Raw genomic sequence first — 23867 nt, 5'->3', positions numbered from 1 at the left:
GGGAACGGGCCGACCAATGGTCGGCCCGTTCCCATGCACAGGCCCGGCACCACCGGGCCGTCGTTCGTAAGGAAGACCATGGCACTGACCACACGCAAGACTCCCGGTGACCCGGGACACGCCGCACCGGACGGCACGTCCGGGCGGGGCGGCTCCACCGCGCCGGCACGTTCGGGGGTGCGGGCCGCTCTCTCGACCGCCCGGCGGTCCCTGCTCGGGCTGCTCGTGCTCCTCGCCCTGCTGGGCGGGCTGCTGGCCTGGGGGACGGGCACCGACCGCACCGGCTGGGGGCCCAAGCTGGCCCTCGACCTCGAGGGCGGCACGCAGATGATCCTGTCCCCGTCCCTGCAGGGCGAGGACGCCGGGCAGGAGGTCGCCCCCGAGCAGCTGGACCAGGCCGTGGAGATCATCCGCCAGCGCGTCGACGGCTCGGGCGTGGCGGAGGCGGAGATCGCCACCCAGTCCGGCAACAACATCGTGGTCTCCATGCCCGGCGTGCCCTCCGCCCAGACGCGCGAGCTCATCCAGACCTCGGCGCAGATGAACTTCCGGCCCGTGCTCACCACCGCCGCGGCGGAGCCGGTGCCCGAGGACCAGCGCGCTTCCGACGACGAGCTGCCCGAGCCCACCGCCGAGCCCACCGACGCCTCCGACCCCAACTGGATCACCCCGGAGCTGTTCCGGGAGTTCGAGGAGACGGACTGCACGGTGCCGCAGTCCCCCGAGGAGCGGGAGGCCCAGGACGCCGACGAGCCGGTCGTCGCGTGCGAGCCCGAGACCGGCACGAAGTACCTCCTGGGGCCCGTCGAGATCCAGGGCACCGGGATCGAGGACGCCTCCTACGGCACCGCCCAGAACTCCCAGGGCGTGTCCCTGAACCAGTTCGCCGTGAACCTCCAGTTCGGCCCGGAGGCCACGGACACCTTCCGCCAGCTCTCCGAGCGGCTCTACGGGATCGGCACCGCCACGTCCGGCGACCCCCGCAGCCAGTTCGCGATCCTGCTCGACGGCCAGGTGGTCTCCGCCCCGTCGATGAACGCCGTGATCTCCGACGGCCAGGCCCAGATCACGGGCCAGTTCACGGAGGAGCAGGCGAAGTTCCTGGCCGAGCAGCTCAAGTACGGCGCGCTGCCGATGAGCTTCGAGATCCAGTCCGAGCAGCAGATCTCCGCGACCCTGGGCGCCGACCAGCTGCGGATGGGCATCATCGCCGGGATCATCGGCCTGGTTCTCGTGTGCGTGTACTCGCTCTTCCAGTACCGGCTGCTGGGACTGGTGACCATCAGCTCGCTCGTGGTCGCGGGCGTGCTCACCTGGCTGGCCATCACCCTGCTGGGCTGGTCCGCGAACTACCGCCTGTCCCTGGCCGGCGTGGCGGGCCTGATCGTGGCGATCGGCCAGACCGCCGACTCGTTCATCGTCTACTTCGAGCGCATCCGCGACGAGATCCGCAGCGGCCGCTCCATCCCCGCGGCGGTCGACCACGGCTGGCAGCGCGCCCGCCAGACCGTGCTCGCGTCCAAGGCCGTGAACCTGCTCGCCGCGGCGGTGCTGTACTTCGTGGCCGTGGGCAACGTGCGCGGCTTCGCCTTCACCCTCGGGCTGACCGCGATCGCCGACCTGCTCGTGGTCTTCCTCTTCACGCACCCGGTGATGGTCATGCTCGCCCGCACCCGCTACTTCGGCGGCGGCGGGAAGCACTCGGGGCTCAGCCCCGAGGCCCTCGACGCGGTGCCCCTGTACCGGGGCGCCGGACGGCTGCGCGAACCGCAGGCGGAGCACGACGGCCTGACCATCGCCGAGCGGCGCCGGCGCGCGGGACGGACCGCGCCGCAGGACCCCCCGTCCGCGGCGGCACCGGACGGCGCGCCGGTCGGTGCGTCGTCGTCCGCCGTCCGCATCCCCGAGGAGAACGCCTGATGTCCAAGTTCGCAGATTTCGGCAACGCTCTGCACAGCGGGCGGACCTCCTACCCCTTCGTGGGCCGGGCCAAGCAGTGGCTCGCGGTCGTGGGCGTCCTCGTGCTGCTCTCCCTGCTCGTGCCCGTCGCCAAGGGCGGCTTCAACCTCGGCATCGACTTCACCGGCGGGTCCGAGTTCACCGTGTCCTCCGTGGCCGACCCGGACATCGAGACCGGCCGGCGTGCCGTCGCCGAGTCCTCGGACGCCGCGGAGGTCGAGGTCACCAACATCGCCCCGGAGACCGTCCGGGTGCGCACCGAGCAGCTCGACGACGACCAGACCCTCGCCGTCAAGGACGCCCTGGTCGACGCATACGGCGTGAGCGAGCAGGAGGTCACCTCCAACTTCGTGGGTCCCACGTGGGGCGCCGGCGTCACCAGCCAGGCCCTGCAGGGCCTCGTGGTCTTCGTGGTCCTGGCCACCGCCCTGATGGCCCTGTACTTCCGCACCTGGAAGATGTCGGTCTCGGCGGTCGCCGGGATGCTCGCCTCCGTGGCGATCACCGCCGGGATCTACTCGCTCGTGGGCTTCGAGGTCACCCCGTCCGCGGTGATCGGCTTCCTGACGGTGCTCAGCTACTCGCTCTACGACTCCGTGGTGGTCTTCGACAAGGTCCGGGAGAACACCGAGGGCCTGCTCGACGGCACGGCCCCGCCGGAGCGGGCCGGGCGGAAGTACTCCGACCAGGTGAACCTCGCCGTCAACCAGACCCTGGTGCGCTCGATCAACACCTCCGTGGTCGGCATCCTGCCGGTCGGCTCGATCCTGTTCATCGGCTGGCTCGTCCTGGGCGCGGGCACCCTCAAGGACCTGTCCCTGTCCCTGTTCGTCGGCATCATCGTGGGCACCGCGGCCACCCTGTTCGTGGCCGCCCCCCTCTACGCGCTGCTGCGCCGCGGCGAGCCCGCCATCCAGGAGCAGGAGGCGCGTGCGGGGGCGCCCGCGGAGCGTGCCGCCGAGGAGGCCGTGGCGCACTAGACTGTAGCCACCGTAGGGCGGGTCGTGCAGGAGCGGCCCGCCGCACAGCAGCACACGTCGAGCCCGATCCGGACCCGACGACCGGGGCGGCGGCCACACGGCCGCCGCCCCGCGTGCATCGATGGGAAGGAAGTCTCGGTCATGAGCTCGTCCGACGACGGGGCCGTCCCCACGGACCAGGGCGCCGCACCGACCCCGCCGCGCCGGTCGGACATGGCCGGCACGCACTACGTGGTGCCCGCGTCCCGGCCGATGCTGGGCCGGGCCGTGTTCCCGGGCCGCAGCGACCGGACCCGGTCGAGCCTGTCCTACCTCTCCGGCCGGCCCATGGACCACTCGCCGATCCTCGAGCCGCTGCTGCACACCGTGCGCGCCACCCACCCCGAGGAGGACCTCGAGGTCCTGCAGCGCGCGTTCAAGGTCGCGGAGAAGTGCCACGAGGGCCAGAAGCGCAAGAGCGGCGATCCGTACATCACCCACCCCGTGGCCGTGACCACGATCCTCGCCGAGCTCGGCATGACGGGCGCCACCCTCGTGGCCGCCCTGCTCCACGACACCGTCGAGGACACGGACTACACCCTCGACCAGCTGCGCGCCGAGTTCGGCGAGGAGGTCGCCGCCCTCGTGGACGGCGTGACGAAGCTGGACAAGGTCCAGTACGGGGACGCCGCGCAGGCCGAGACGGTGCGCAAGATGATCGTGGCGATGGCCAAGGACATCCGCGTGCTCGTCATCAAGCTCGCCGACCGGTTGCACAACGCCCGCACCTGGCGCTTCGTCTCCCAGAGCTCGTCCTCGAAGAAGGCCCGCGAGACCCTCGAGATCTTCGCCCCGCTGGCCCACCGGCTCGGCATGAACACCATCAAGTGGGAGCTCGAGGACCTCGCCTTCGCGGCGCTCTACCCCAAGGTCTACGAGGAGATCGTGCGGATGGTGGGGGAGCGCCAGCCCCAGCGCGAGCGGTCCCTCGCCAAGATCCGGGAGCGGATCGCCCTGGACCTCTCCGAGGCCGGCATCGAGGCGACCATCACCGGCCGCCCCAAGCACTACTACTCGATCTACCAGAAGATGATCGTGCGCGGGAAGGACTTCGACGAGATCCAGGACCTGCAGGCGGTCCGGGTCCTGGTGAACACGGTGCGCGAGTGCTACGCGGCCCTGGGCGCCCTGCACGCGCGGTGGCGGCCGCTGCCGGGGCGGTTCAAGGACTACATCGCCATGCCGAAGTTCAACATGTACCAGTCCCTGCACACCACGGTGATCGGCCCGGACGGGCGCCCCGTGGAGATCCAGATCCGCACCCACGAGATGCACCGCCGCGCCGAGTACGGCGTGGCCGCGCACTGGAAGTACAAGGACCAGGCCAACCAGGCGAACTCCGCGACCCCGAAGGCCATGGAGGGGGACCTCGCCTGGCTGAGCTCGCTCGTGTCCTGGCAGGAGGAGACCCAGGACTCCTCGGAGTTCCTCGACTCCCTGCGCTACCAGATCAACACGTCCGAGGTGTACGTGTTCACCCCCAAGGGCGAGGTCATGGCCCTGCCCACCGGCTCCACTCCCGTGGACTTCGCCTACGCCGTGCACACCGAGGTGGGGCACAAGACCATCGGGGCCCGGGTGAACGGCAAGCTCGTGCCTCTGTCCTCGGAGCTCCAGCACGGGGACTGGGTGGAGGTGCTGACCTCCAAGTCCGAGCACGCCGGGCCCTCGCAGGACTGGCTGAAGTTCGTGCAGTCCCCGCGGGCCCGCAACAAGATCCGGCAGTGGTTCTCCAAGGAGCGCCGCGAGGAGGCCATCGAGAAGGGCAAGGACGCGCTCACCCGCGCCCTGCGCAAGCACCACCTGCCGCTGCAGCGCACGCTCACCCAGGAGTCCCTGCTCGCGGTGGCCCAGGACTTCCACCGCACCGACATCAGCTCCCTCTACGAGGCGATCGGCTCCGACGTGGTCAGCGCCCAGGACGTGGTCGAGAAGATCGTGGGCGATCTCGGCGGGGCGGACGGCGCGGAGGAGGACTTCGCGGAGACCACCATCGCCACCCAGCCGGTGCGCCCGCGCGTGTCCGACTCCGGGGTGACGGTCCAGGGCGCCTCGGACGTCTACGTCAAGCTCGCCCGGTGCTGCACCCCGGTGCCGCCGGACGAGATCATGGGCTTCGTGACCCGCGGCACCGGGATCTCCGTGCACCGCAAGGACTGCGCGAACATGCTCGCCCTGCCGTCCGGCGAGCGGGTGGTCGAGGTCGAGTGGGCGCCCACCCAGTCCAGTGTGTTCCTGGTCGAGATCCAGGTGGAGGCCCTCGACCGCAAGTCCCTGCTCTCGGACGTCACCCGGGTGCTCTCGGAGAACCACGTCAACATCCTCTCCGCCTCGGTGCACACCTCGAAGTCGCGGCTGGCGATCTCCCGCTTCGCCTTCGAGATGGGCGACCCGCGCTACCTGGACCACGTGCTCAACCAGGTCCGCCGGATCGACGGGGTCTACGACGTCTACCGCACCTCGGGCAACCGGCCCATCTCGGAGCCGTCCTCCCGCTGAGCAGACCGGCCTCGAGGCGGGCCGGCCCTGAGGCAGACCGGCCCCGAGGTGGCCCGGTCTCGGAGCAGACCGGCCCCGAGGTGGCCCGGTCCTCGGGCTCAGCGGTCCGTGACCGGACCGGTCCCTGAGCTCACCGTCGGCCGCGCCGGCCGGACCTGCACGGCGCTGTCCGCCTCAGCGAAGCGGGCGCCCGACGGCCCGGGCGGCACGGCGGACCCGCAGCAGCGCCGCCTGCCGGCCGGGCATCCGCTCGAAGCTCTCGAGGGCGGCCTGCACCAGCGCGGGCGGGCAGTGCAGGTGCGGGGCGTGCATGAGCTTTTCCAGGGCCGCGTCCGCCTCCCGTCCCGGCACGTGCAGGGCCAGGTCCACCGCGGTGCGCAGCGGGGTGGTGACCTGCACCGGCCCGGCCTCGTGGACGTCGTAGCCGCCCAGCGTGACCTGGTGGAGCGCCAGGCCCTCGGGCACCGGGGACATCGTGGTGCGGCGCAGCTTGTCCAGCAGCACGGGCAGGATGCTGGGGCGTCCGGCGCAGTCGTAGAACCACGCCGCGGACAGCCGCCCGAGCACCCCGCGCCGCAGCAGGTGCGGGGGCAGCTGCGCCTCCAGCGCCGCGACCTTCACCGCCCGGGTCACCGGGCGCCCGCGCAGGACGTGCGCCTCCAGCACCACGGGCACGAGCACCCCGTCCGTGACGAGGGCCGAGAGCTCGGCGCGCGAGAACGGCCGCGCGGGAAGGAACAGGGTGTCGGGGTGCCAGGGCGGGGCGTCCATGGGCCCACTGTCGACCACGGTCCCGGCACGGGGAAGGCCCCGCGGCGCGCTGTGGACAGCGCGGCCGCGGGGCCTCCTGGTCCGCCCGGGGTCAGCGCAGGTCCGCCGCGGAACGGCGCAGCGTCTCGAGCCACTGCCGGCTGGTGGCGAGCTCGCCCTCCAGCTTGGCCGCGCGCTTGGTGTCCCCGGTGGACTGCGCCCGGGCCAGCGCCGCCTCTTGGTCCTCGATCTTCGACTCCAGCTGCGTGAGCATCGAGTTGGACCGGGCCTTCGTCTCCGGGTTGGAGCGCTGCCACTTCTCGTCCTCGGCGTGGCGCACGGCGTCCTCCACGGTGCGCAGCTCGGCCTCCACCCGGCGCATGTGGGCGCGCGGGACCTTCCCCGCCTGCTCCCACCGGTCCATGATGTCGCCGAGCGCCCGCTTGGCGGCCTTGAGGTCCGTGATCGGCAGCAGGGCCTTCGCCTCGGCGAGCAGCTGCTCCTTCACGGCGAGGTTGCCCTCGAACTCCTCGTCGATCCGGTCGTTGTCGGCCTTGCGCGCCGCGAAGAAGGTGTCCTGGGCGGCGCGGAACCGTGCCCACAGGGCGTCGTCGTCCTTCTTGGACGCGCGCTTGGACTCCTTCCAGCGGTCCATCAGCCGGCGGTACTCCGCGGCCGTGGCGCCCCAGTCGGTGGAGCCGGACAGGGCCTCCGCCTCGGCGATGAGGGCCTCCTTGGCCTTCTTGGCCTCGGCGTTGTCGGCGTCCAGCTGCGAGAAGAACGCGCGGCGGTGCCGGTCGAACGTGGTGCGCGCGGTGCGGAACCGCTTCCACAGGGCGTCCTCCGCGGCCCGGCCCAGACGGATGCCGGACTTCTGGTGGGTCTTCCACTGGTCGAAGAGCTCGGCCATCCGGGCCGAGGACTGCTTCCACTGCGTGCGCTGGGGGTCCTGGGCGGCGATCTGCTCCGCCTCCGCGACGATCGCCTCCCGCGCCGCCACGTTCTGGGCGCGCTGGGCCTCGTGGGCGGCCCGCTCGGCGGCCTCCAGCTCGCGGATCGCCGGGCGCAGGGCCTCCAGGCGAGCCTCGAGGGCCTTGACGTCCCCGAGCATCTTGCGCTGGCCGACCTGCTCGGCGAGGTGCTCCACCGTGCTCAGCATGTCCGCCGAGGGCGCGCCTGCGGCCACCCGCTGCTCGAGCAGGGCCACCTGCGCCTCGACGTCGTCGAACTTCCGGGCGAAGTAGCCCAGCGCCTCGTCCTCGGTGGCGTCCGGGAACTGTCCGCACAGGACCTCCTCGCCGTCGACGACCACGTAGACGTGGCCGTCCTCCGTGACCCGCCCGAAGGCGCGGGCCCGGGCCACGGACTCCGGGGAGGCGAGGGCCGGGGACGCCGCTGAGGGCGCAGCCGGGGGCGCGGGCTGCTGGACCGCCGCGGGCGCGGGGGCCGGGCCGGGGGAGGCCTGCGCCGGCGCCGCGGGGGCGCCCGGCTTGGGAGCCCCCGGCCTCGGCACGGGTCCCGGGGTGGGGGCGGGGCGGGGCGTGGGCTGGTCGTCGGATTCGAGACGTTCTGTCACCGCTGAAACTCTTTCGCTCTCGCCGTGCGGCGGCCCCGGGAGCGTGCCCGGCGTCGTCGCCCGGCTCCGGACAATCGTCAGCCCCATACTACCGAGGACACCTCCTCCGGCCGCCGCGCGCCCGCGGTGCGCCCGGGGACCGGCCGGCCGGTCCCCGGGCTGGGCGCACCGCGGGGCTTTGGGCCGGGCGCTCGGGGATCTCTAGGATGAGTGCGGAACCGTCGGGCCCGTCCGGGCCGGCCGTCCACCCGTCCCGCCGCCGATCCACCCGAGGAGCACGTCCCCATGGCCCGCAAGACCTCCCTGTCCGGTTTCCCCGAATGGCTTCCGGAGGAGCGTCTGGTCGAGCTGCACGTCCTCGACGTCCTGCGGGAGAGCTTCGAGCTGCACGGCTTCTCCTCGATCGAGACCCGCGCCGTCGAGACGGTGGGGCAGCTGCTGCGCAAGGGTGAGATCGACAAGGAGGTCTACGTCGTCTCCCGCCTGCAGGAGGACGAGGACGCCGGCCCCGCCGAGCGCGGTGACGACCAGCTGGCCCTGCACTTCGACCTCACCGTGCCCTTCGCCCGGTACGTGGTGGAGAACGGCGGCCACCTGGCCTTCCCGTTCCGCCGCTACCAGATCCAGAAGGTGTGGCGCGGAGAGCGCCCGCAGGAGGGCCGCGCCCGCGAGTTCACGCAGGCGGACATCGACGTGGTGGGCGACGGCACGCTGCCGTTCCGCTACGACGTGGAGCTCGCGCTCGTGATGATCGACGCCCTGTCGAAGCTGCCCATCCCGCCGTTCGTGCTGCGCGTCAACAACCGCAAGCTCGCCGAGGGGTTCTACCAGGGCATCGGGCTGAAGGACACCGCCGGGGTGCTCCGCAACATCGACAAGCTCGAGAAGATCGGCCCCGAGCGGGTCGCCCAGGCCCTGTGCGACGAGGTCGACGCCACACCGGAGCAGGCGCAGGCAGCACTGCAGCTGGCCGCGATCCGCACCGAGGACACCTCCTTCGTGGACCGGGTCCGCGCGCTCGGGGTGAACACCCAGCTGCTCGAGGAGGGGCTGCGCGAGCTCGCCGAGGTCGTGGGGGAGGCCTCGCGCCGGGCCCCCGGCACGGTGGTCGCCGACCTCTCGATCGCCCGCGGCCTCGACTACTACACCGGCACCGTCTACGAGACCGTGCTGGTGGGCCACGAGCAGCTGGGCTCCGTGTGCTCCGGCGGCCGCTACGAGTCCCTCGCCTCCACCGGCAAGAAGACCTACCCCGGCGTGGGCCTGTCCGTGGGCGTCACCCGGCTCGTGTCCCGCATCCTGTCCCAGGGGATGGCCGCGCCCTCCCGCAAGGTCCCCACCGCCGTGCTGGTCTCCCTGGTGGACGAGGAGTCCTGGTCCTCGGCCCAGGACGTGGCCCAGCAGCTGCGCGAGCGCGGCGTCGCGTGCGAGGTCTCCGCGAGCGCGGCGAAGTTCGGCAAGCAGATCAAGTACGCAGAGCGCCGCGGCATTCCCTTCGTGTGGTTCACGGTGCGCGGCGAGGACGGCTCGCTCACCCACGAGGTCAAGGACATCCGCTCCGGCGAGCAGGTCCCCGCCGACCCGGCCTCCTGGACACCGCCGGCCGAGGACCTGCGCCCGGTCGTGCGGCCCGCCGGCGCCTGACCCGCCCGTCCCGCCCCGGCCCCCGTTCCGCCGAGCCCCCACCTCCCGGCCCCCCGTTCCGCCGAGCCCCCATGCGAGCCTCGTCTCCCCAGCCTGATTCGTGGGGATCTGCCACGGGAGTGGGGGCTCGGCGCCTGTGGCGGCACGGGGCCGGGGACTCGGCGCGGGGGTCAGCGCCGCCGCGCCAGGACCAGGGCGCGCCCGGCCAGGCCCACGGTGAAGACCCCGAGCATGGTGACCACGGACTGCCACGGCAGCGTGAACGCCAGGACGAGGCAGCCGACCAGGCCGAGCGCGTTGACCGCCCGCGGGGCCCACCCCGGCCGCTGCTCCAGCGTGAGCGCCGAGAGGTTGGCCAGCGCGTAGTAGACGAGCACCCCGAAGCTCGAGAACCCGATGACCGTGCGCACGTCGCCGATCAGCACGAGCACCACCACGAGCCCGGCCACGGCCAGCTCCGCCGCCCACGGCACCCGGTGCCGCTCCGACACCGCGCCCAGCGGCCCGGGGAGGTCCCGCTCGCGGGCCATCGCCAGGGCCGTGCGCGAGATCCCGGCGACCAGCGCCAGCAGCGCCCCCAGCGTGGCCAGGGCGGCGGCCGCGGTGACGACGACGGCGCCCGCGGTCGCCGGCCCCGCCGCCCAGCCGGTGCCCCGGACCACGTCCAGCAGCGGGGCGGTCGCCGCCGCCAGCCGGTCGACCCCCAGGAAGCGCAGCAGCCCGAGCCCCAGCAGCCCGTAGAGCAGCAGCGTGAAGGCCAGCGCCCCGAGCACGGCCCGGGGGATGGTGCGGGCCGGGTCCCGGACCTCCTCGCCCATCGTGGCCACGCGCGCGTAGCCGGCGAAGGCGAAGAAGAGGGTGCCCGCCGCCGGCAGCACGCCCCAGGCGGTGCCGTCCCACACCGCGCCGTCCCACCCCTGGCCGTTCTCCGTCGAGGCTCCTCCGGCGCCGGAACCGCCCGCGGCGGGACCGGTGCCCGCGAACAGCAGGACGACCAGGGCCAGCAGGACCACGAGCACCGGGGCGACCAGCAGCTTCGTCAGCCGGGCGGTGCGGCTGACCCCGCCCAGGTTCACGGCCGTGAGACCGAGGACCGCGGCCACGGCGAGCAGCCGCGCCCCGGCGTCGTCGGCCCCCGTGAGCTCCGCGGCGTAGAGGCCGAAGGTCAGCGCCATCGCCGCGGCGGACGCGGTCTTGCCGGTCACGAAGCCCCAGCCGGCCACGAAGCCCGGCCACGGCCCCAGCTGCCGGTTCGCGTAGACGTAGGTGCCGCCGGAGGCGGGGTGGACGGCGGCCAGCTGGGCCGTGGAGGTGGCGTTGCACCACGCGACCACGGCGGCCAGCAGCAGGGCCGGCGGCAGCCAGGGCCCGGCGAACGCCGCGGCCGGGGCGAAGGCCACGAACACCCCGGCCCCGACCATCGAGCCCACGCCGATCACGGCCGCGTCGAGGGTGCCCAGCCGGCGGGCGAGGGCGGGGTGGCCGGGGGAGGTGCTCATGGTCGTCCTGTCGTCGTCCTGGTGCCGGAGGGCCGGGCTGTAAACTCGTCCCCGGAACGAGAGTAGGGGCACCGGGGAAACACCGGGCCAGCGCGCGATGAGCGCGGCCCCGTCCGCACCTCCCGAACAACGAAGGGTTTTTCAGTGCTGCGCACCCACAACCTCGGCGCCCTGCGCGCCGAGCACATCGGAGAGACCGTCACGCTGGCCGGCTGGGTCGGCCGGCGCCGCGACCACGGAGGGGTGGCCTTCCTGGACCTGCGCGACGCCTCCGGGGTCGCCCAGATCGTGGTGCGCGACGAGGCGGACTTCCACCACCTGCGCAACGAGTTCGTGCTGCAGGTCACCGGCACGGTGGAGCGCCGCCCCGAGGGCAACGAGAACCCGGCCCTGGCCACCGGCGAGGTCGAGGTCATGGCCGGGACCGTGACCGTGCTCAACACCGCCGCCGCGCTGCCCTTCCAGATCGACGAGCACGTGGAGGTCGGCGAGGACGCCCGGCTGCGGCACCGCTACCTCGACCTGCGCCGGCCCGAGCCGGCCCGCATCATGCGCCTGCGCTCCGACGCCAACCGGGTGGCCCGCGAGATGCTGCACGAGGACGGCTTCACGGAGGTCGAGACGCCCACGCTGACCCGCTCCACCCCCGAGGGCGCCCGTGACTTCCTGGTCCCGGCCCGCCTGGCCCCGGGCTCCTGGTACGCCCTGCCGCAGTCCCCGCAGCTGTTCAAGCAGCTGCTGCAGGTCGGCGGGATCGAGAAGTACTACCAGATCGCCCGCTGCTACCGGGACGAGGACTTCCGCGCCGACCGCCAGCCCGAGTTCACCCAGCTCGACATCGAGGCCTCCTTCGTGGAGCAGGACGACGTCATCGCCCTGGGCGAGCGCATCGTGGCCGCCCTGTGGAAGCTCATCGAGGTGGAGATCCCCACCCCGATCCGCCGGATGACCTACGCCGAGGCGATGGCCAAGTACGGCTCCGACAAACCGGACCTGCGCTTCGGCCTCGAGCTCACCGAGCTGACCGAGTACTTCCAGGACACCACCTTCCGCGTGTTCAAGGCCCCCTACGTGGGCGCCGTGGTCATGCCCGGCGGGGCCTCCCAGCCGCGCCGCACCCTGGACGCCTGGCAGGAGTGGGCCAAGCAGCGCGGGGCCAAGGGCCTGGCCTACGTGCTCGTCGGGGAGGACGGCACCCTGACCGGGCCGGTGGCCAAGAACATCACCGAGGCGGAGCGCGAGGGCCTCGCCGCCGCGACCGGGGCGCAGCCCGGGGACTGCATCTTCTTCGCCGCCGGCGAGAAGAAGTCCGCCCGCGCGCTGCTGGGCGCGGCCCGCGTGGAGATCGGCCACCGCACCGGGCTGATCGACGAGGACGCGTGGGCGTTCGTGTGGATCGTGGACGCGCCCCTGTTCGAGTCCGCGGCCGAGGCCGTCGAGTCCGGCGACGTCGCCGTGGGCGCCGGCCAGTGGACCGCCGTGCACCACGCGTTCACCTCCCCCAAGCCCGAGTTCCTGGACACCTTCGACCAGGACCCCGAGCACGCGCTGGCCTACGCCTACGACATCGTGTGCAACGGCAACGAGATCGGCGGCGGCTCCATCCGCATCCACCAGCAGGACGTGCAACGGCGGGTCTTCGAGGTCATGGGCATCGGCCGGGAGGAGGCGGACGAGAAGTTCGGGTTCCTGCTCGAGGGCTTCAAGTACGGCGCGCCCCCGCACGGCGGCATCGCCTTCGGCTGGGACCGCGTGGTCGCCCTGCTGGCCGGCACGGACTCCATCCGCGAGGTCATCGCGTTCCCGAAGACCGGCAATGGCTACGACCCGCTGACCGCCGCCCCCGCGCCGATCACCCCGCAGCAGCGCAAGGAGGCCGGGGTGGACGCCAAGCCCGATGCCGAGCCGGACGCCGCGTCCGACACCAAGGCACAGCCCGGGAGCCGGGAGAAGAAGCCGGTCGACGCCTGAGCCGTCGGCGGTTCCCGCGGGGGCCGGGTCCGGTCGTGCACGACGACGACGACGGGGCCCGGCCCTCGCGCGTGCCGGCCCGGCCGAGCCGGTGCCGCCGGGCGGGTGCGGCCGGGCGGGGTCAGTCGAGCAGGCTCTCCAGGTGCGGGGTGCGCTCGTGGGCGCCCGGCAGCGGTTCGCGGCCCCGGCCCAGGAGGAACCACAGCGGCACCACGAGCAGGGCCAGCAGCAGGCCCACCCACACCCACGAGGCGGTCAGCGCGTACTCCGCACCGGTCAGCACGAGGGCGACGGCCATGAGCGCGGTGCCCACCGCGCCGAGCGCCCGCGCCCCGGTGGTCCGGCCGAGCTTGACGACCGCCGCGCAGGCCAGGCCGTAGTAGAGGGCCACGAGCACCGAGATGATGCCGATCGAGTCGTCGAACAGCGGGCCGGAGAACGCCATCCACACGGCCGCGACGGCGGCCGTGCACCACGTGGCGAAGGACAGGGACAGGAAGCGGCGCGGCAGGTGCCCGCCGCGGGCCATGGACATCAGGCCGCGGGAGGTGGGGATCATCGTGGTGCCGATGGACGCGCCCGCGGAGACCGCCACGAGCGCGGCCAGCAGCGGGGAGGCCACCGACGTCCCCGGGGCGTAGGCCCAGCCGATGGCGGCGTAGGCGGCGGCCACCACGCCCAGCGCGACCCACGCCGAGACCCGGGGCGCGCGCTGGGTGGTCGACTCCTCGGTGAGCGAGAACGTGGAGTCCCACCCCCAGTACAGGAACAGGGCCAGCAGCAGGGCGGCCGCCACGTCCCCGGCCGACACGCCGGAGCCGGTCGCGAGCTCCGCGGCGCCGTAGAAGCCGGTCCACTCCCCGTCCTCGGCGCTCTCGCCGGGCGGGAGTGCCGGGGCCGTGCGCACGGCCCACACCAGCACGCCCACCCCGATCAGCTGCAGGACGGCCAGGACCCACTGCACGGCGGCCGAGACGCGGATCCCCGTCGAGGACACCGCCGCGAAGGCGGCCATGAGCAGGGCGGCCACGGCGGTGGTGGTCCAGGGCCCGGCGGCGATCCCCAGGGCGAACAGGGCGGAGTCGGCCGTGACCCAGGCCAGGGAGGCGAGCACGAGGGTCGCCGAGAGCCACAGCCCCCAGCCGCCCAGGAACCCGGTGAACGCCCCGTAGGCCTCCCGCGCCCACCGGTAGACGGTGCCCTGGTCCTCGTAGAGCGCGTCCAGGCGGGCGAAGCACAGCGAGACGACCACCATGGGGAGCACGGCGCCGACCAGCACCACGGGGGTCCAGGAGCCGACCAGGGCGTGGACCAGTCCGACGGTGACCACGGCCGAGTACAGCGGGGCGATCGAGGTGGACCCGATGACCGCCGAGGTCGTCGTGGAGATCGACCGGGGGAGCAGGTGGGCGGTCACAGGAGACCCTTCCTGTCGATGACGTTGGGCACGAACCGGCAGTAGTAGTCGGTGAGCGGACCGTCGGACTCGCGGATCCCGATGCCCGCCGCACCCGCCTCGCCCACCACCCAGGAGCCGATCACCGGGTGGTTGGGGGCGCCGTCGGAGCCCGGGAAGTTCCGGACGGGCGTGTAGGCCTGCCACACGTCCAGCGGGGAGTTGTGGGGGTGCTCCGAGCGGATCCGCACGTCGCGGGCGTGCATCTCGATGCCGTCCCCCTCGCGGCCGAACACGGGCTTGCGCACCCACTCCTGCAGGTCGCCCGGTCCGTCCGGGTGGGCGGCCAGCAGGTTCTCGTGCCCGGGGAAGCACCGCCACAGGGCCACGAGCAGGAGCTTGTTGGACTGGAACATCTTCCACGGCGGCTCGTACCAGTGGTGCATCAGGGTGGGGTCGTCGAGCACGAACGCGCCGGGCCCGTCGTCGAGCATGTGCTCCCACGGGTGCAGGGCGAAGATCTCCTCGATCGGGCCCACCACCACGGGGTCGTCCACGTCCCCGGTGGCGTGCACCCAGCCGCGGGACCGGGTGTCGTAGCGGACGTCCTCGACGGGCAGCAGGACGGCCCGGTAGCCGGCCTCCACCGCGGTGTTGGCCAGGACGGCGGCGTTGGCCGCGTCCTCCCCGGACTCCTCCTCGCGGGTGTACGCCACGTGCAGGGTCTTCGTGGCCGAGAACGGCAGCCGCTGCCGCCACCGGTCCACGAGCATGGGCCACAGGCCGTTGAGCTGGTCGAACTCCGGGTGGTCCTCGCCCAGGCCCGGGAACAGCGCCTCCGCGCGGCTCCACTGGCAGATCGCCCCCTCCACCAGCCCGGTGGGGGTGTCGCCGTTGAGCTCGAGCATCTTCGGCGGGCCGGTCCCGTCCCAGGCCAGGTCGAAGCGGCCGTAGATCGAGGGCTCCCGCAGCCGCAGGGAGTGCTGGGCCAGCTCGAACGCCGCCTCCGACAGGCCCAGGGTGCCCAGTGCGCCGGTGGCCAGGTACCGGGCGGCCTCGGCGCACATCCGGTGCAGCTCGTCCGTGACGGACTCCAGCTCGTCCACCTCGTCCGGGGAGAAGACGTAGGCGGCGGTCTCGTTCCAGTACGAGAAGCGCCGGCCGTCGGGCCGCTCCGTGAGGGCGTAGGTGAGCCCCTCGTCGCGGATGGTCCGTTCCCAGCCGGGGCGCGGGGCGAGGCCGTCGACGCGCCGCATCAGGAGCCCCAGCCGCTCTTCGACCCGCCGAAGCCGCGCGAGACGCCGCTCTTGCCCACGGCGGTCCCGTCGCGGGGCAGGCCGCGGGCCACGGTGGCCGAGGCCGGCGGGCGGCCGGTGGTCCAGCCCGCCGAGCGCGGCACGGGCGAGCCGACGGCGGGGACGGGCACGGCCCGGGTGGAGCTCATGAGCACCCACATCGGGAAGAAGCCGCCGACCCGCGGCCCGCGGTCGTCGTCGCATTCGTCGTCGTCGACCCGGACGGGCTCGGCGCCGCCCTCGCCGTCCGGGTCCTCGACGCAGATCCGGGCGTAGTCGGAGTCCAGCTCCCGGACGTCCTGGGCCTCCTGGCCGCAGCCGGTCAGGGCGATCGTCAGGGCGCCGATCGAGGCGGCGGCCATGGTCCGTGAGGAGGGACGGGGCGGCATGCTGGGCCTTCCGGGACGGGAGCGGGACAGGGGCTGCGCGGGACAGGGGCGGAACAGATCGGTGCGGACTCCTTCCAGAGCGTACGGCGTCCCCGCCCGGTGCGGGTCCCCCGGCCCGCGACGTGTCCCCGGCCGCGGGCTCCGCCGCCGCGCGGCCAGGGAGTGTGCGGGCGCAACCGGGAGCAACATCGGCCCCACCGCCGGCGCCCCGCAGTATGCTTCGGTCACGCCCGGGGCCGTGTCCCGCCCGACCGCTCGGACCCGTCCCCGCCCGCACCACCTCAGGGGAGCCCATGAGCCGTGATCCCGCCGCCGCCCGCGCCGCCCTCCTCGACGCCGGGGCCTGGTTCGCCGACCTCGTCGAGGAGCTCCGGCCGCACCACTGGACGCGACCGGGCCCGGGGGTGTGGGACGTCCGGGCGCTGGTGGGGCACACCCACCGCGCGCTCGTCACGCTCGGCAGCTATCTCACGGTCCCCGCCGACGACGAGACCTGCACCGGCACGGCGCAGTACTACGCGCTCGCCGCCGCGGCCACGGACCCGGCGGAGGTCGCGGCCCGGGGCGTCGCCGCCGGCCGCGAGCTGGGCCGGCACCCGGCCGACACCGTCCGGGCGTCGCTGGAGCGGGCCCGGGACGCCCTGGCGCAGGTGCCGCTCGACGAGGACCCCCTGATCCGCACCGTGGTGGGCGGCACCCGGCTGCGCGCCTACGTCCCCACCCGCACGTTCGAGCTGGCCGTGCACGGCCTGGACGTCGCCCAGGCCTGCGGGCTGGACCGGAGGCCCCCGGAGAACGTCCTGGCCGACGCCGGCCGGACGGTGCTCGAGATCGCCGCCGACGGCGGGCACCTGCCCGGGATCCTGCTGGCGCTCACGGGCCGGCGGCCGCTGCCGCCGGGGTTCTCGGTCCTGGCCTGAGCCGGCCCCGGGCCCTGCCCGGCGGCCGGGTCCGCGTGCCCGGGCCCCCCGCTCAGAGCACTCTGCCGGCGGTGGCCGCGTAGCCCAGGCCGATGAGCACCCCGATCAGCGCGCCGACGACCGTCTGCGCCGGGGTGTGGTCCCCGGTGCGCACCCGCGAGACGGCCACCGCGAACGGCACCGGCGCCGCGGCGAGCCCGGCCCACGGGGTGGAGAGGGTCCCGAGGGCCACGGCCCAGCACGCCGCCATGGCCACGTGGGCGGAGACCTTCCACCACAGCGTCACGACCAGCAGCACCAGGAGGCCCAGCAGCACGAACGCGGTGGTCACCGGCACGACCGCCGGTGCGCCCAGCGCGAGCTCGGCGACCACCACGAGGGCCGTCAGCAGGCCCGTGGCGGCGTAGACGGGCAGCCGTTGCGCGCGGGAGCGCACGAAGTGCCCGTCCACGCGCCCGCGCCGGGCCAGGGCCCGCAGCACGAGCATCGGCAGGGACGCCACGACCACGGCCGTCCCGAGGCCCCACAGGGCCCCGGACCATCCGGCCCCCGACCAGCCGGCGAGCACCACCAGGGACAGCACCAGCGGGGCGGGCGCGAACACCTCCGCGACCAGGGTGCTCGGTCGGGACGTCGTGCGCGCGGCTGCCATGGGACGAGGCTAGCGGCGGTCCCGGCCCGCCCGCGCATGTGGTGGACTGGAGCGCATGCGCATCGTTCTGCAGAGGGCGGCCCGGGCCGCCGTGACCGTCGGGGGAGACGTCGTGGGGGCGATCGAGGAGCCGGGCCTCGTGGCACTGGTGGGCGTGACGCACGACGACGATGCCGCGACCGCCGCGAAGCTCGCCGAGAAGACCTGGACGCTGCGGCTGCTGGCGGGGGAGCGGTCCTGCGCCGACCTCGGCGCCCCCGTGCTCGCCGTCAGCCAGTTCACCCTCTACGGCGACGCCCGCCGGGGCCGGCGCCCCTCGTGGTCGGCGGCCGCGCCCGGGCCGGTCTCGGAGCCGGTGTTCGAGGCCTACGTCCAGGCGCTGCGGGACCTCGGCGCGCGCGTGCAGACCGGCCGCTTCGGGGCCGCGATGCAGGTGGAGCTCGTCAACGACGGCCCGTTCACCCTGGTCCTGGACAGCGCCGAGCTGGAACGGCCCCGGCGGGGCTGATCCCGGCGGGCGCCTTCCGGACCCCGGAGCCCCCGACGGGCCGGAGCGTCAGATCGGGGTGCGGGAGGCGGCCTCCTCGGTGCCCGTCCCGTCCCGGGCCCTGCGCCGCCGGGCCCGGTCGAGCCGCGTGATGACGGGGCCCGCGGTGACCCCGTGCAGCACGATGGAGGAGACGACCACCAGCCCCACGACGCGCCACAGGGCCTGGTCCTCCGCGGCGAACTCGCCCTCGGACAGGGCGTAGCCGAGGTAGTAGACGGAGCCGATGCCGCGCACGCCGAAGAAGGCGATCACGCCGCGCTCCCACGGGCCCGTCCGGCCCCCGAGCAGACCGATCCACCCGGCGAGGGGCCGGACCAGCAGGAGGAAGGCCGCCGCGACGAGGACCTCGCGCCAGGTGAGCCCGCTGAGCAGGCCGCGGGCCACGGCACCGCCCAGGAGCACGAGCACCACGACGGTCAGCAGGCGCTCGAGCTGCTCGATGTAGCTGTGCAGCACGCCGTGGACACCGTGGACCCGCTCGACCGCGCGGATGGTCACCGCGCACACGAACACGGCGATGAAGCCGTAGCCCTCGACCATCTCGGCCAGACCGTAGGTGAGGAAGGTCGCGGCCAGGGCCACGAACCCCTCGGAGTGCACGGTCGTGCGGACGCTCTCGAGCGCGGAGCGCAGGAAGATCCGTCCCAGCAGCCGGCCCACCAGGAAGCCGACGAGGCAGCCGAGGGCGATCCGCCAGGCCACGTCCACGGCGAGGAAGTGCGGCAACCACGCCCCGGGGTCGGTGCCCACGAGACTGAGGGCGATGGCGAGGTAGACGAAGGGGAAGGCCAGGCCGTCGTTGAGCCCCGCCTCGGAGGTGAGCCCGAACCGGACCTCGTCCTCGCCCTCGAGGTCGTCCTGGGTCTCCGAGGGCTCCCCGACCTGGACCTCGGAGGCCAGGACCGGGTCCGTGGGGGCGAGCGCGGCCGCCACGAGCACGGCGCCGGCCGCGCTCAGCCCCAGCACCGACCACCCGAGCAGCGCCGCCCCGAGCAGGCTCAGGGGCATGGCGATCCCCAGCAGCCGCCAGGTCGTGGCCCACCGCCTGCGCCCCGGCGGGCGGTCCAGCGCCAGTCCGGCGCCCATCAGCGAGATGATCACGCAGACCTCGCTGAGGTGCACGGTGACGTCGCTGTAGGCCACCGGGTCCGGGTCCGGCAGCCGGTCGGCCAGGGAGAAGATCACCGCGCCCGCGCCCAGGAACACCATGGGCATCGACACGGGTGCCCGCAGGAGCAGACGGGGCAGCAGGGCGGCCGCGAACACGGCCAGCCCGGCGGCGGCGAAGATCAGACTCGGGGGTTCGAACACCGGTACCTCATTCCTCGCCCGGCCGGGGGCTCCCGAACGGAGCCCGTCCCCGGCCGGCCGTCGTCGTGCGCCGTCCGCCCACCGGGGGACCACATGTGATCAGCATGCTGATTGTACGCCGATTCCCCCCCCCGTCCGACAGGTCACGACGGGACAGCCGCTAGCCTGAGGGAGTGACCGGCTCTCTCTTCGACGACCTCGACGCCCCCGACGGCGTCCAGCACGACGACGCCGCTCCGGCCCGTCCCGCCGGGCGAGGACGGCGCTCCCGGGCGCCGCTCGCGGTGCGGATGCGCCCGCGCCGCCTCGACGAGATCGTGGGCCAGCAGCACCTGCTCAAGCCCGGCTCCCCGCTGCAGGTGCTGGCGGGGGAGGACCGCGGGCCGGCGGGGCCGTCCTCGATCATCCTGTGGGGGCCCCCGGGCACCGGCAAGACCACCCTGGCCCACGTGATCGCCCGCGGGGTGTCCCGGAAGTTCGTGGAGCTCTCCGCGATCACCGCCGGGGTCAAGGACGTGCGGAAGGTGATGGACGAGGCGCTCACCGACCGGGACCTGCACGGGCGCACCACGGTGCTGTTCCTCGACGAGATCCACCGCTTCACCAAGGCCCAGCAGGACGCGCTCCTGCCGGGGGTGGAGAACCAGTGGGTGGTGCTGGTGGCGGCCACCACGGAGAACCCGTCCTTCTCCGTGATCTCGCCCCTGCTCTCGCGCTCGCTGCTGCTGACCCTGCAGCCGCTGGAGCGGGCCGACATCGGGGCGCTGCTGGACCGCGCCGTCGTCGACCCCCGGGGCCTGAACGGCGAGGTGGAGCTCTCCGCGGAGGCCCGCGAGCACCTGCTGGACCTGTGCGGCGGGGACGCCCGGAAGGCCCTGACCGCCCTGGAGGCCGCCGCCGGGGTCGCGTTCTCGGAGCAGCCGGCGCCCGCCGCCCTGGACCGGGACGGGCACGACCCGGGCGAGGAGGGGGACGGGGACAGCGGCCGGTCCGTCCCCGTGATCACCCGGGAGTACGCCGAGGAGGCCCTCGACCGGGCGGCGGTGCGCTACGACAAGAACGGCGACCAGCACTACGACGTGGTCAGCGCGTTCATCAAGTCGATCCGCGGCTCGGACGTCGACGCCGCGATGCACTACCTCGCCCGCATGATCGAGGCCGGGGAGGACCCGCGGTTCATCGCCCGCCGGCTCATCATCTCCGCCTCCGAGGACATCGGCACCGCCGACCCGACCGCCCTGCAGACCGCGGTCGCGGCCGCTGACGCCGTCCAGCTCATCGGCATGCCCGAGGGGCGGATCCCGCTCGCCCAGGCCGTGGCGCACCTGGCGACCGCCCCGAAGTCCAACGCCGCCTACTCCGCGATCAACGAGGCGATCGCCGACGTCCGGGCCGGCCGGGCCGGGCCCGTCCCGCTCCACCTGCGCGACGCCCACTACCCCGGCGCGGGCCAGCTCGGCCACGGCCGCGGCTACGTCTACTCCCACGACGAGCCCAACGGCGTGGCCGCCCAGCAGTACCCGCCCGACGAGCTCGTCGGCACCGACTACTACCGGCCCACCGAGCACGGCCGCGAGCGCGAGATCGCCCACCGCCTCGAGATCCTGCGGGGCATCGTCCGGGGCCGGTGAGCCGGGCGAGGCCGGTGGCGGACCCGCCGTGGCTCAGCGGCCGAACAGGTGGCGCACCACCGCCGCGGCGGTGCGCTCGTCGATGAGCAGGTCCGTGACCACGCCCGCCCGCAGGGCGCCCACCACGCCCGCCACCTTGTGGTCCCCGGCGACCACGCAGAGCCGGCGCGGGATCCGCCGCAGCTCCATGGGCGTCGGCCCGCTCGCCCGCCGGTTGTAGTCGATGTCCGCGTAGGTCCCGTCCTCCCGCAGGAAGACCGTGCACACGTCGCCGACCACCCGGTGCGCGGACAGCTCCCGGAGCGCGTCCTCCGGCAGGTAGCCGCTGCTGTACACCTGGGAGATCATCGGTCCGCGGAAGGCCCCCACGCTGAACACGGCCAGGTCCGCCGCGTTGCGCACCGCGAGCACCCGGCGCACCGAGGACTCCTGCCACATCAGCCGCCGGGTCTCCTCCTGGTCGAAGAACGCCGGGGTGGGGAAGGGCAGCAGGGCCGCCCCGAAGGCCGTCGACATCTGCCCCAGCAGCGCCGAGGACTGCGCCGCGCCCGTGGAGCGGACGCTCACCGCGCCGTTCATCTGGACCACGACGGCGTCCCGCACGGCCTTGGGCTGGAGATGGCCGGCGATCGCCGAGGTCGTGGTCCCCCAGGCGACCGCCAGGGTCATCCCGTCCCCGAACCAGTCGCCGAGCAGCCCGGCCGCGGCGCGGGCCACGGACTCCAGCCGCTGCGGCTCCGTGGCCGTGCGCGGCGTGCCCGCCACGTGCACCGTGACCCCGAAGGCCTCCCGCAGCCGGCGGGACAGGTCGTGTCCCGCGTGCGGGGGAGCGCTCAGGCTGATCCGTACGATGCCCCGCTCCCGGGCGGCCTGCAGCATCCGCGAGACCGTGGGGCGGGAGACCCCGAACCGGTCCGCCACCGCCTCCATCGTCATGCCCTGCACGTAGTACAGCTCCGCCGCGTGGTGGAGCTCGGCATCACCGTGCACGGTGACCTCCTCTTCCTGCACGTCCGTTCATTTGCTTTGAGCATAGGTGCAGCCTCGGCCAGAGTGTGATGCAGAGCACGCCACCGTCGCAGCCACTCACCCCGAGGAGACCCACCATGGCCCACACCGCACTCTCCAGCACCGAACGGGACCGGGCGCTCGCCGAGCTCTCCGGCGGCCCCGAGCTCGACGTCCTCGTGGTCGGCGGAGGCATCACCGGGGCCGGCATCGCCCTGGACGCCGTGACCCGTGGCCTGCGCACCGGCATCGTCGAGGCCCAGGACTGGGCCGGCGGCACGTCGCAGTGGTCCTCCAAGCTCGTCCACGGCGGCCTGCGCTACCTCCAGCAGCTCGACTTCAAGCTCGTCTCCGAGGCGCTGCGCGAGCGGGAGCTGCTGCTGGACTTCCTCGCCCCCCACCTGGTCCGGCCCGTGCCCTTCCTCTACCCCCTCACCCATCGGATCTGGGAGCGGCCCTACGTCACCGCCGGCATCGGCCTCTACGACGCCATGGCCCACGTCGGCGCGAAGGTCGCGACCCTGCCCTACCAGCGCCACTACGGCTTCAAGGGCGTCGAGCGCGTCTTCCCCGACGTGAAGCCCGGCTCCATGGTCGGCGCCGTCAAGTACTGGGACGGCCGGGTCGACGACGCCCGCCTGGTCCTCACCATCGTGCGCACCGCCGTGCGCTACGGCGCCCTCGCCGCCAACCGCACGCGGGCCGTGGCGTTCCCGACGGACGAGAGCGGCCGGGTGGTGGGTGCCACCGTGCGCGACCTCGAGACGGGGGCGGAGCACACGGTGCGGGCCAGGACCGTCATCGCCGCCACCGGCGTGTGGACCGAGCAGACCCAGGACCTCGTGCACGCGGAGGGCGGGCTCAAGGTGCTGGCCTCCAAGGGCATCCACATCGTCGTGCCCCGCGAGCGGATCCGCGGCGAGGTCGGGCTCATCCTGCAGACCGAGAAGTCCGTGCTGTTCATCATCCCGTGGGAGCGCTACTGGATCATCGGCACCACCGACACCCCGTACCACCACGACCTCGAGAACCCGGTGGCCACGGGGGAGGACATCGACTACGTCATCGACCACGCCAACGTGGTGCTCGACCGGCCGCTCACCCGCGAGGACGTCGTCGGCACCTACGCCGGCCTGCGGCCGCTGCTGCAGCCGGGCACCAAGAAGGGCGGGGACGACCAGTCCACGAAGATCTCGCGGGAGCACACCGTCACGGAGGTGGCCCCCGGCCTGATCTCGATCGCCGGCGGCAAGCTCACCACCTACCGGGTGATGGCCGAGGACGCCGTGGACCTCGCGCTGGGGGCCGAGCGGGCGAAGGAGGTGCCGTCCGTGACCGACCGCACGGCGCTGCTGGGGGCCGACGGCTACCACGCGCTGCGCCGGCAGACCGGGACCCTGGGGGCCCGGCACGACTGGGACGAGGAGCGGGTCCTGCACCTGCTCGGCCGGTACGGCTCCGGGATCGCCGAGATCGTCGAGCTGGTCGAGGAGCGCCCCGACCTGAACCGGCCGCTCGAGGGGGCGCCGGCGTACTTGCGGGCGGAGATCGTGCACGCCTGCACGCACGAGGGGGCGCTGCACCTCGAGGACCTCTTCGACACTCGCACCCGGCTCACCTGGGAGCAGGCTCGTCACGGTCTGGACGCGGTCGAGGAGGTCGCGGATCTCGCCGCCGAGGCCCTCGGCTGGGACGGACCGCGGCGCGAGGCCGAGGTCGAGGCCTACCGGCTCCGCTGCGCGGCGGAGGACGCGGCCGCCGGGACCGCCGACGACACCGCTGCCTCCGCCGCGCGCGC

General features: G+C 73.8%; 18 protein-coding genes. 9 read left to right on the top strand and 9 right to left on the bottom strand.

Going from position 1 to position 23867, the window contains the following annotated elements:
• The first annotated feature begins 78 nt into the window (after window positions 1–78).
• The 3 genes from secD to ACH9D2_RS12295 all read left to right on the top strand — a co-directional run bounded on the left by secD (window position 79) and on the right by ACH9D2_RS12295 (window position 5477).
• Entirely contained in the window at window positions 79–1920 is a 1842-nt protein-coding gene (gene secD, locus ACH9D2_RS12305) for a protein translocase subunit SecD (protein WP_396363088.1), read from the top strand.
• Entirely contained in the window at window positions 1920–2939 is a 1020-nt protein-coding gene (secF, locus tag ACH9D2_RS12300) for a protein translocase subunit SecF (protein WP_396363087.1), read from the top strand. The genes secD and secF overlap by 1 nt, the downstream gene beginning before the upstream one ends.
• Window positions 2940–3152: 213 nt before the next feature.
• A complete protein-coding gene (locus ACH9D2_RS12295; RefSeq protein WP_396363116.1) occupies window positions 3153–5477 on the top strand; it encodes a RelA/SpoT family protein in 2325 nt (774 codons plus the stop codon).
• 174 nt (window positions 5478–5651) lie between these two features.
• On the opposite strand, the gene ACH9D2_RS12290 is transcribed toward ACH9D2_RS12295, so the two are convergent.
• Both ACH9D2_RS12290 and ACH9D2_RS12285 read right to left on the bottom strand, forming a co-directional pair.
• The gene (locus ACH9D2_RS12290) at window positions 5652–6248 is read right to left on the bottom strand and encodes a hypothetical protein (protein WP_396363086.1); all 597 of its coding nucleotides are present in this window, start codon (window positions 6246–6248) and stop codon (window positions 5652–5654) included.
• A 91-nt stretch (window positions 6249–6339) separates the two neighbouring features.
• Window positions 6340–7890, bottom strand: a complete 1551-nt coding sequence (locus tag ACH9D2_RS12285) for a DUF349 domain-containing protein (RefSeq protein WP_396363085.1) — start codon at window positions 7888–7890, stop codon at window positions 6340–6342.
• A gap of 198 nt (window positions 7891–8088) precedes the next feature.
• On the opposite strand from ACH9D2_RS12285, the gene hisS reads away from it, so the two are divergent.
• Window positions 8089–9447, top strand: coding sequence for a histidine--tRNA ligase (gene hisS, locus ACH9D2_RS12280; protein WP_396363084.1), 1359 nt, complete (start codon window positions 8089–8091; stop codon window positions 9445–9447).
• Window positions 9448–9617: 170 nt separating this feature from the next.
• On the opposite strand, the gene ACH9D2_RS12275 is transcribed toward hisS, so the two are convergent.
• Window positions 9618–10946, bottom strand: coding sequence for an APC family permease (locus ACH9D2_RS12275; RefSeq protein ID WP_396363083.1), 1329 nt, complete (start codon window positions 10944–10946; stop codon window positions 9618–9620).
• Window positions 10947–11090: 144 nt separating this feature from the next.
• Here ACH9D2_RS12275 and aspS point away from each other — a divergent pair, with 144 nt between their 5' ends.
• The gene (aspS, locus tag ACH9D2_RS12270; protein ID WP_396363082.1) at window positions 11091–12917 is read left to right on the top strand and encodes an aspartate--tRNA ligase; all 1827 of its coding nucleotides are present in this window, start codon (window positions 11091–11093) and stop codon (window positions 12915–12917) included.
• A gap of 121 nt (window positions 12918–13038) precedes the next feature.
• On the opposite strand, the gene ACH9D2_RS12265 is transcribed toward aspS, so the two are convergent.
• Genes ACH9D2_RS12265 through ACH9D2_RS12255 form a run of 3 tightly spaced genes read right to left on the bottom strand, consistent with a single transcriptional unit; the run spans window position 13039 to window position 15997 of the window.
• On the bottom strand, window positions 13039–14334 hold the full coding sequence (locus ACH9D2_RS12265) for an APC family permease (RefSeq protein WP_396363081.1): 1296 nt from the start codon (window positions 14332–14334) through the stop codon (window positions 13039–13041).
• Window positions 14331–15569 carry a glutathionylspermidine synthase family protein gene (locus ACH9D2_RS12260; RefSeq protein WP_396363080.1) on the bottom strand — a complete coding sequence of 413 codons (1239 nt, stop codon included), beginning with the start codon at window positions 15567–15569 and terminating at the stop codon, window positions 14331–14333. The genes ACH9D2_RS12265 and ACH9D2_RS12260 overlap by 4 nt, the downstream gene beginning before the upstream one ends.
• The gene (locus ACH9D2_RS12255) at window positions 15569–15997 is read right to left on the bottom strand and encodes a hypothetical protein (RefSeq protein ID WP_396363079.1); all 429 of its coding nucleotides are present in this window, start codon (window positions 15995–15997) and stop codon (window positions 15569–15571) included. Before ACH9D2_RS12255 ends, ACH9D2_RS12260 begins: the two co-directional genes overlap by 1 nt.
• A 293-nt stretch (window positions 15998–16290) precedes the next feature.
• Between ACH9D2_RS12255 and ACH9D2_RS12250 the strand changes: the two genes are divergently transcribed.
• The gene (locus ACH9D2_RS12250) at window positions 16291–16917 is read left to right on the top strand and encodes a maleylpyruvate isomerase N-terminal domain-containing protein (protein ID WP_396363078.1); all 627 of its coding nucleotides are present in this window, start codon (window positions 16291–16293) and stop codon (window positions 16915–16917) included.
• Between the two features lie 52 nt (window positions 16918–16969).
• Here ACH9D2_RS12250 and ACH9D2_RS12245 read toward each other — a convergent pair whose 3' ends face one another.
• Window positions 16970–17569: a hypothetical protein gene (locus tag ACH9D2_RS12245; RefSeq protein WP_396363077.1), complete on the bottom strand. Its 600-nt coding sequence runs from the start codon at window positions 17567–17569 to the stop codon at window positions 16970–16972.
• A gap of 55 nt (window positions 17570–17624) precedes the next feature.
• On the opposite strand from ACH9D2_RS12245, the gene dtd reads away from it, so the two are divergent.
• Entirely contained in the window at window positions 17625–18077 is a 453-nt protein-coding gene (gene dtd / locus ACH9D2_RS12240) for a D-aminoacyl-tRNA deacylase (protein WP_396363076.1), read from the top strand.
• A 48-nt stretch (window positions 18078–18125) separates the two neighbouring features.
• Here the strand turns inward: dtd and ACH9D2_RS12235 are convergent, their stop codons facing one another.
• On the bottom strand, window positions 18126–19430 hold the full coding sequence (locus tag ACH9D2_RS12235) for a cation:proton antiporter (RefSeq protein ID WP_396363074.1): 1305 nt from the start codon (window positions 19428–19430) through the stop codon (window positions 18126–18128).
• A gap of 173 nt (window positions 19431–19603) precedes the next feature.
• Between ACH9D2_RS12235 and ACH9D2_RS12230 the strand changes: the two genes are divergently transcribed.
• Window positions 19604–21061 (top strand): AAA family ATPase, encoded by a 1458-nt coding sequence (locus ACH9D2_RS12230; protein ID WP_396363073.1) that lies wholly within the window; start codon window positions 19604–19606, stop codon window positions 21059–21061.
• Window positions 21062–21094: 33 nt separating this feature from the next.
• Here the strand turns inward: ACH9D2_RS12230 and ACH9D2_RS12225 are convergent, their stop codons facing one another.
• The gene (locus ACH9D2_RS12225) at window positions 21095–22072 is read right to left on the bottom strand and encodes a sugar-binding transcriptional regulator (protein WP_396363072.1); all 978 of its coding nucleotides are present in this window, start codon (window positions 22070–22072) and stop codon (window positions 21095–21097) included.
• A 95-nt stretch (window positions 22073–22167) separates the two neighbouring features.
• Between ACH9D2_RS12225 and ACH9D2_RS12220 the strand changes: the two genes are divergently transcribed.
• Window positions 22168–23867 (top strand): FAD-dependent oxidoreductase (locus ACH9D2_RS12220; RefSeq protein ID WP_396363071.1); only part of this gene is annotated, 1700 nt, incomplete at its 3' end.

It is taken from the genome of Kocuria rhizosphaericola (assembly GCF_044462205.1).
In the GTDB taxonomy this organism is placed as follows: domain Bacteria; phylum Actinomycetota; class Actinomycetes; order Actinomycetales; family Micrococcaceae; genus Kocuria; species Kocuria rhizosphaericola.
This window is presented reverse-complemented; position numbering and strand designations above follow the sequence as displayed.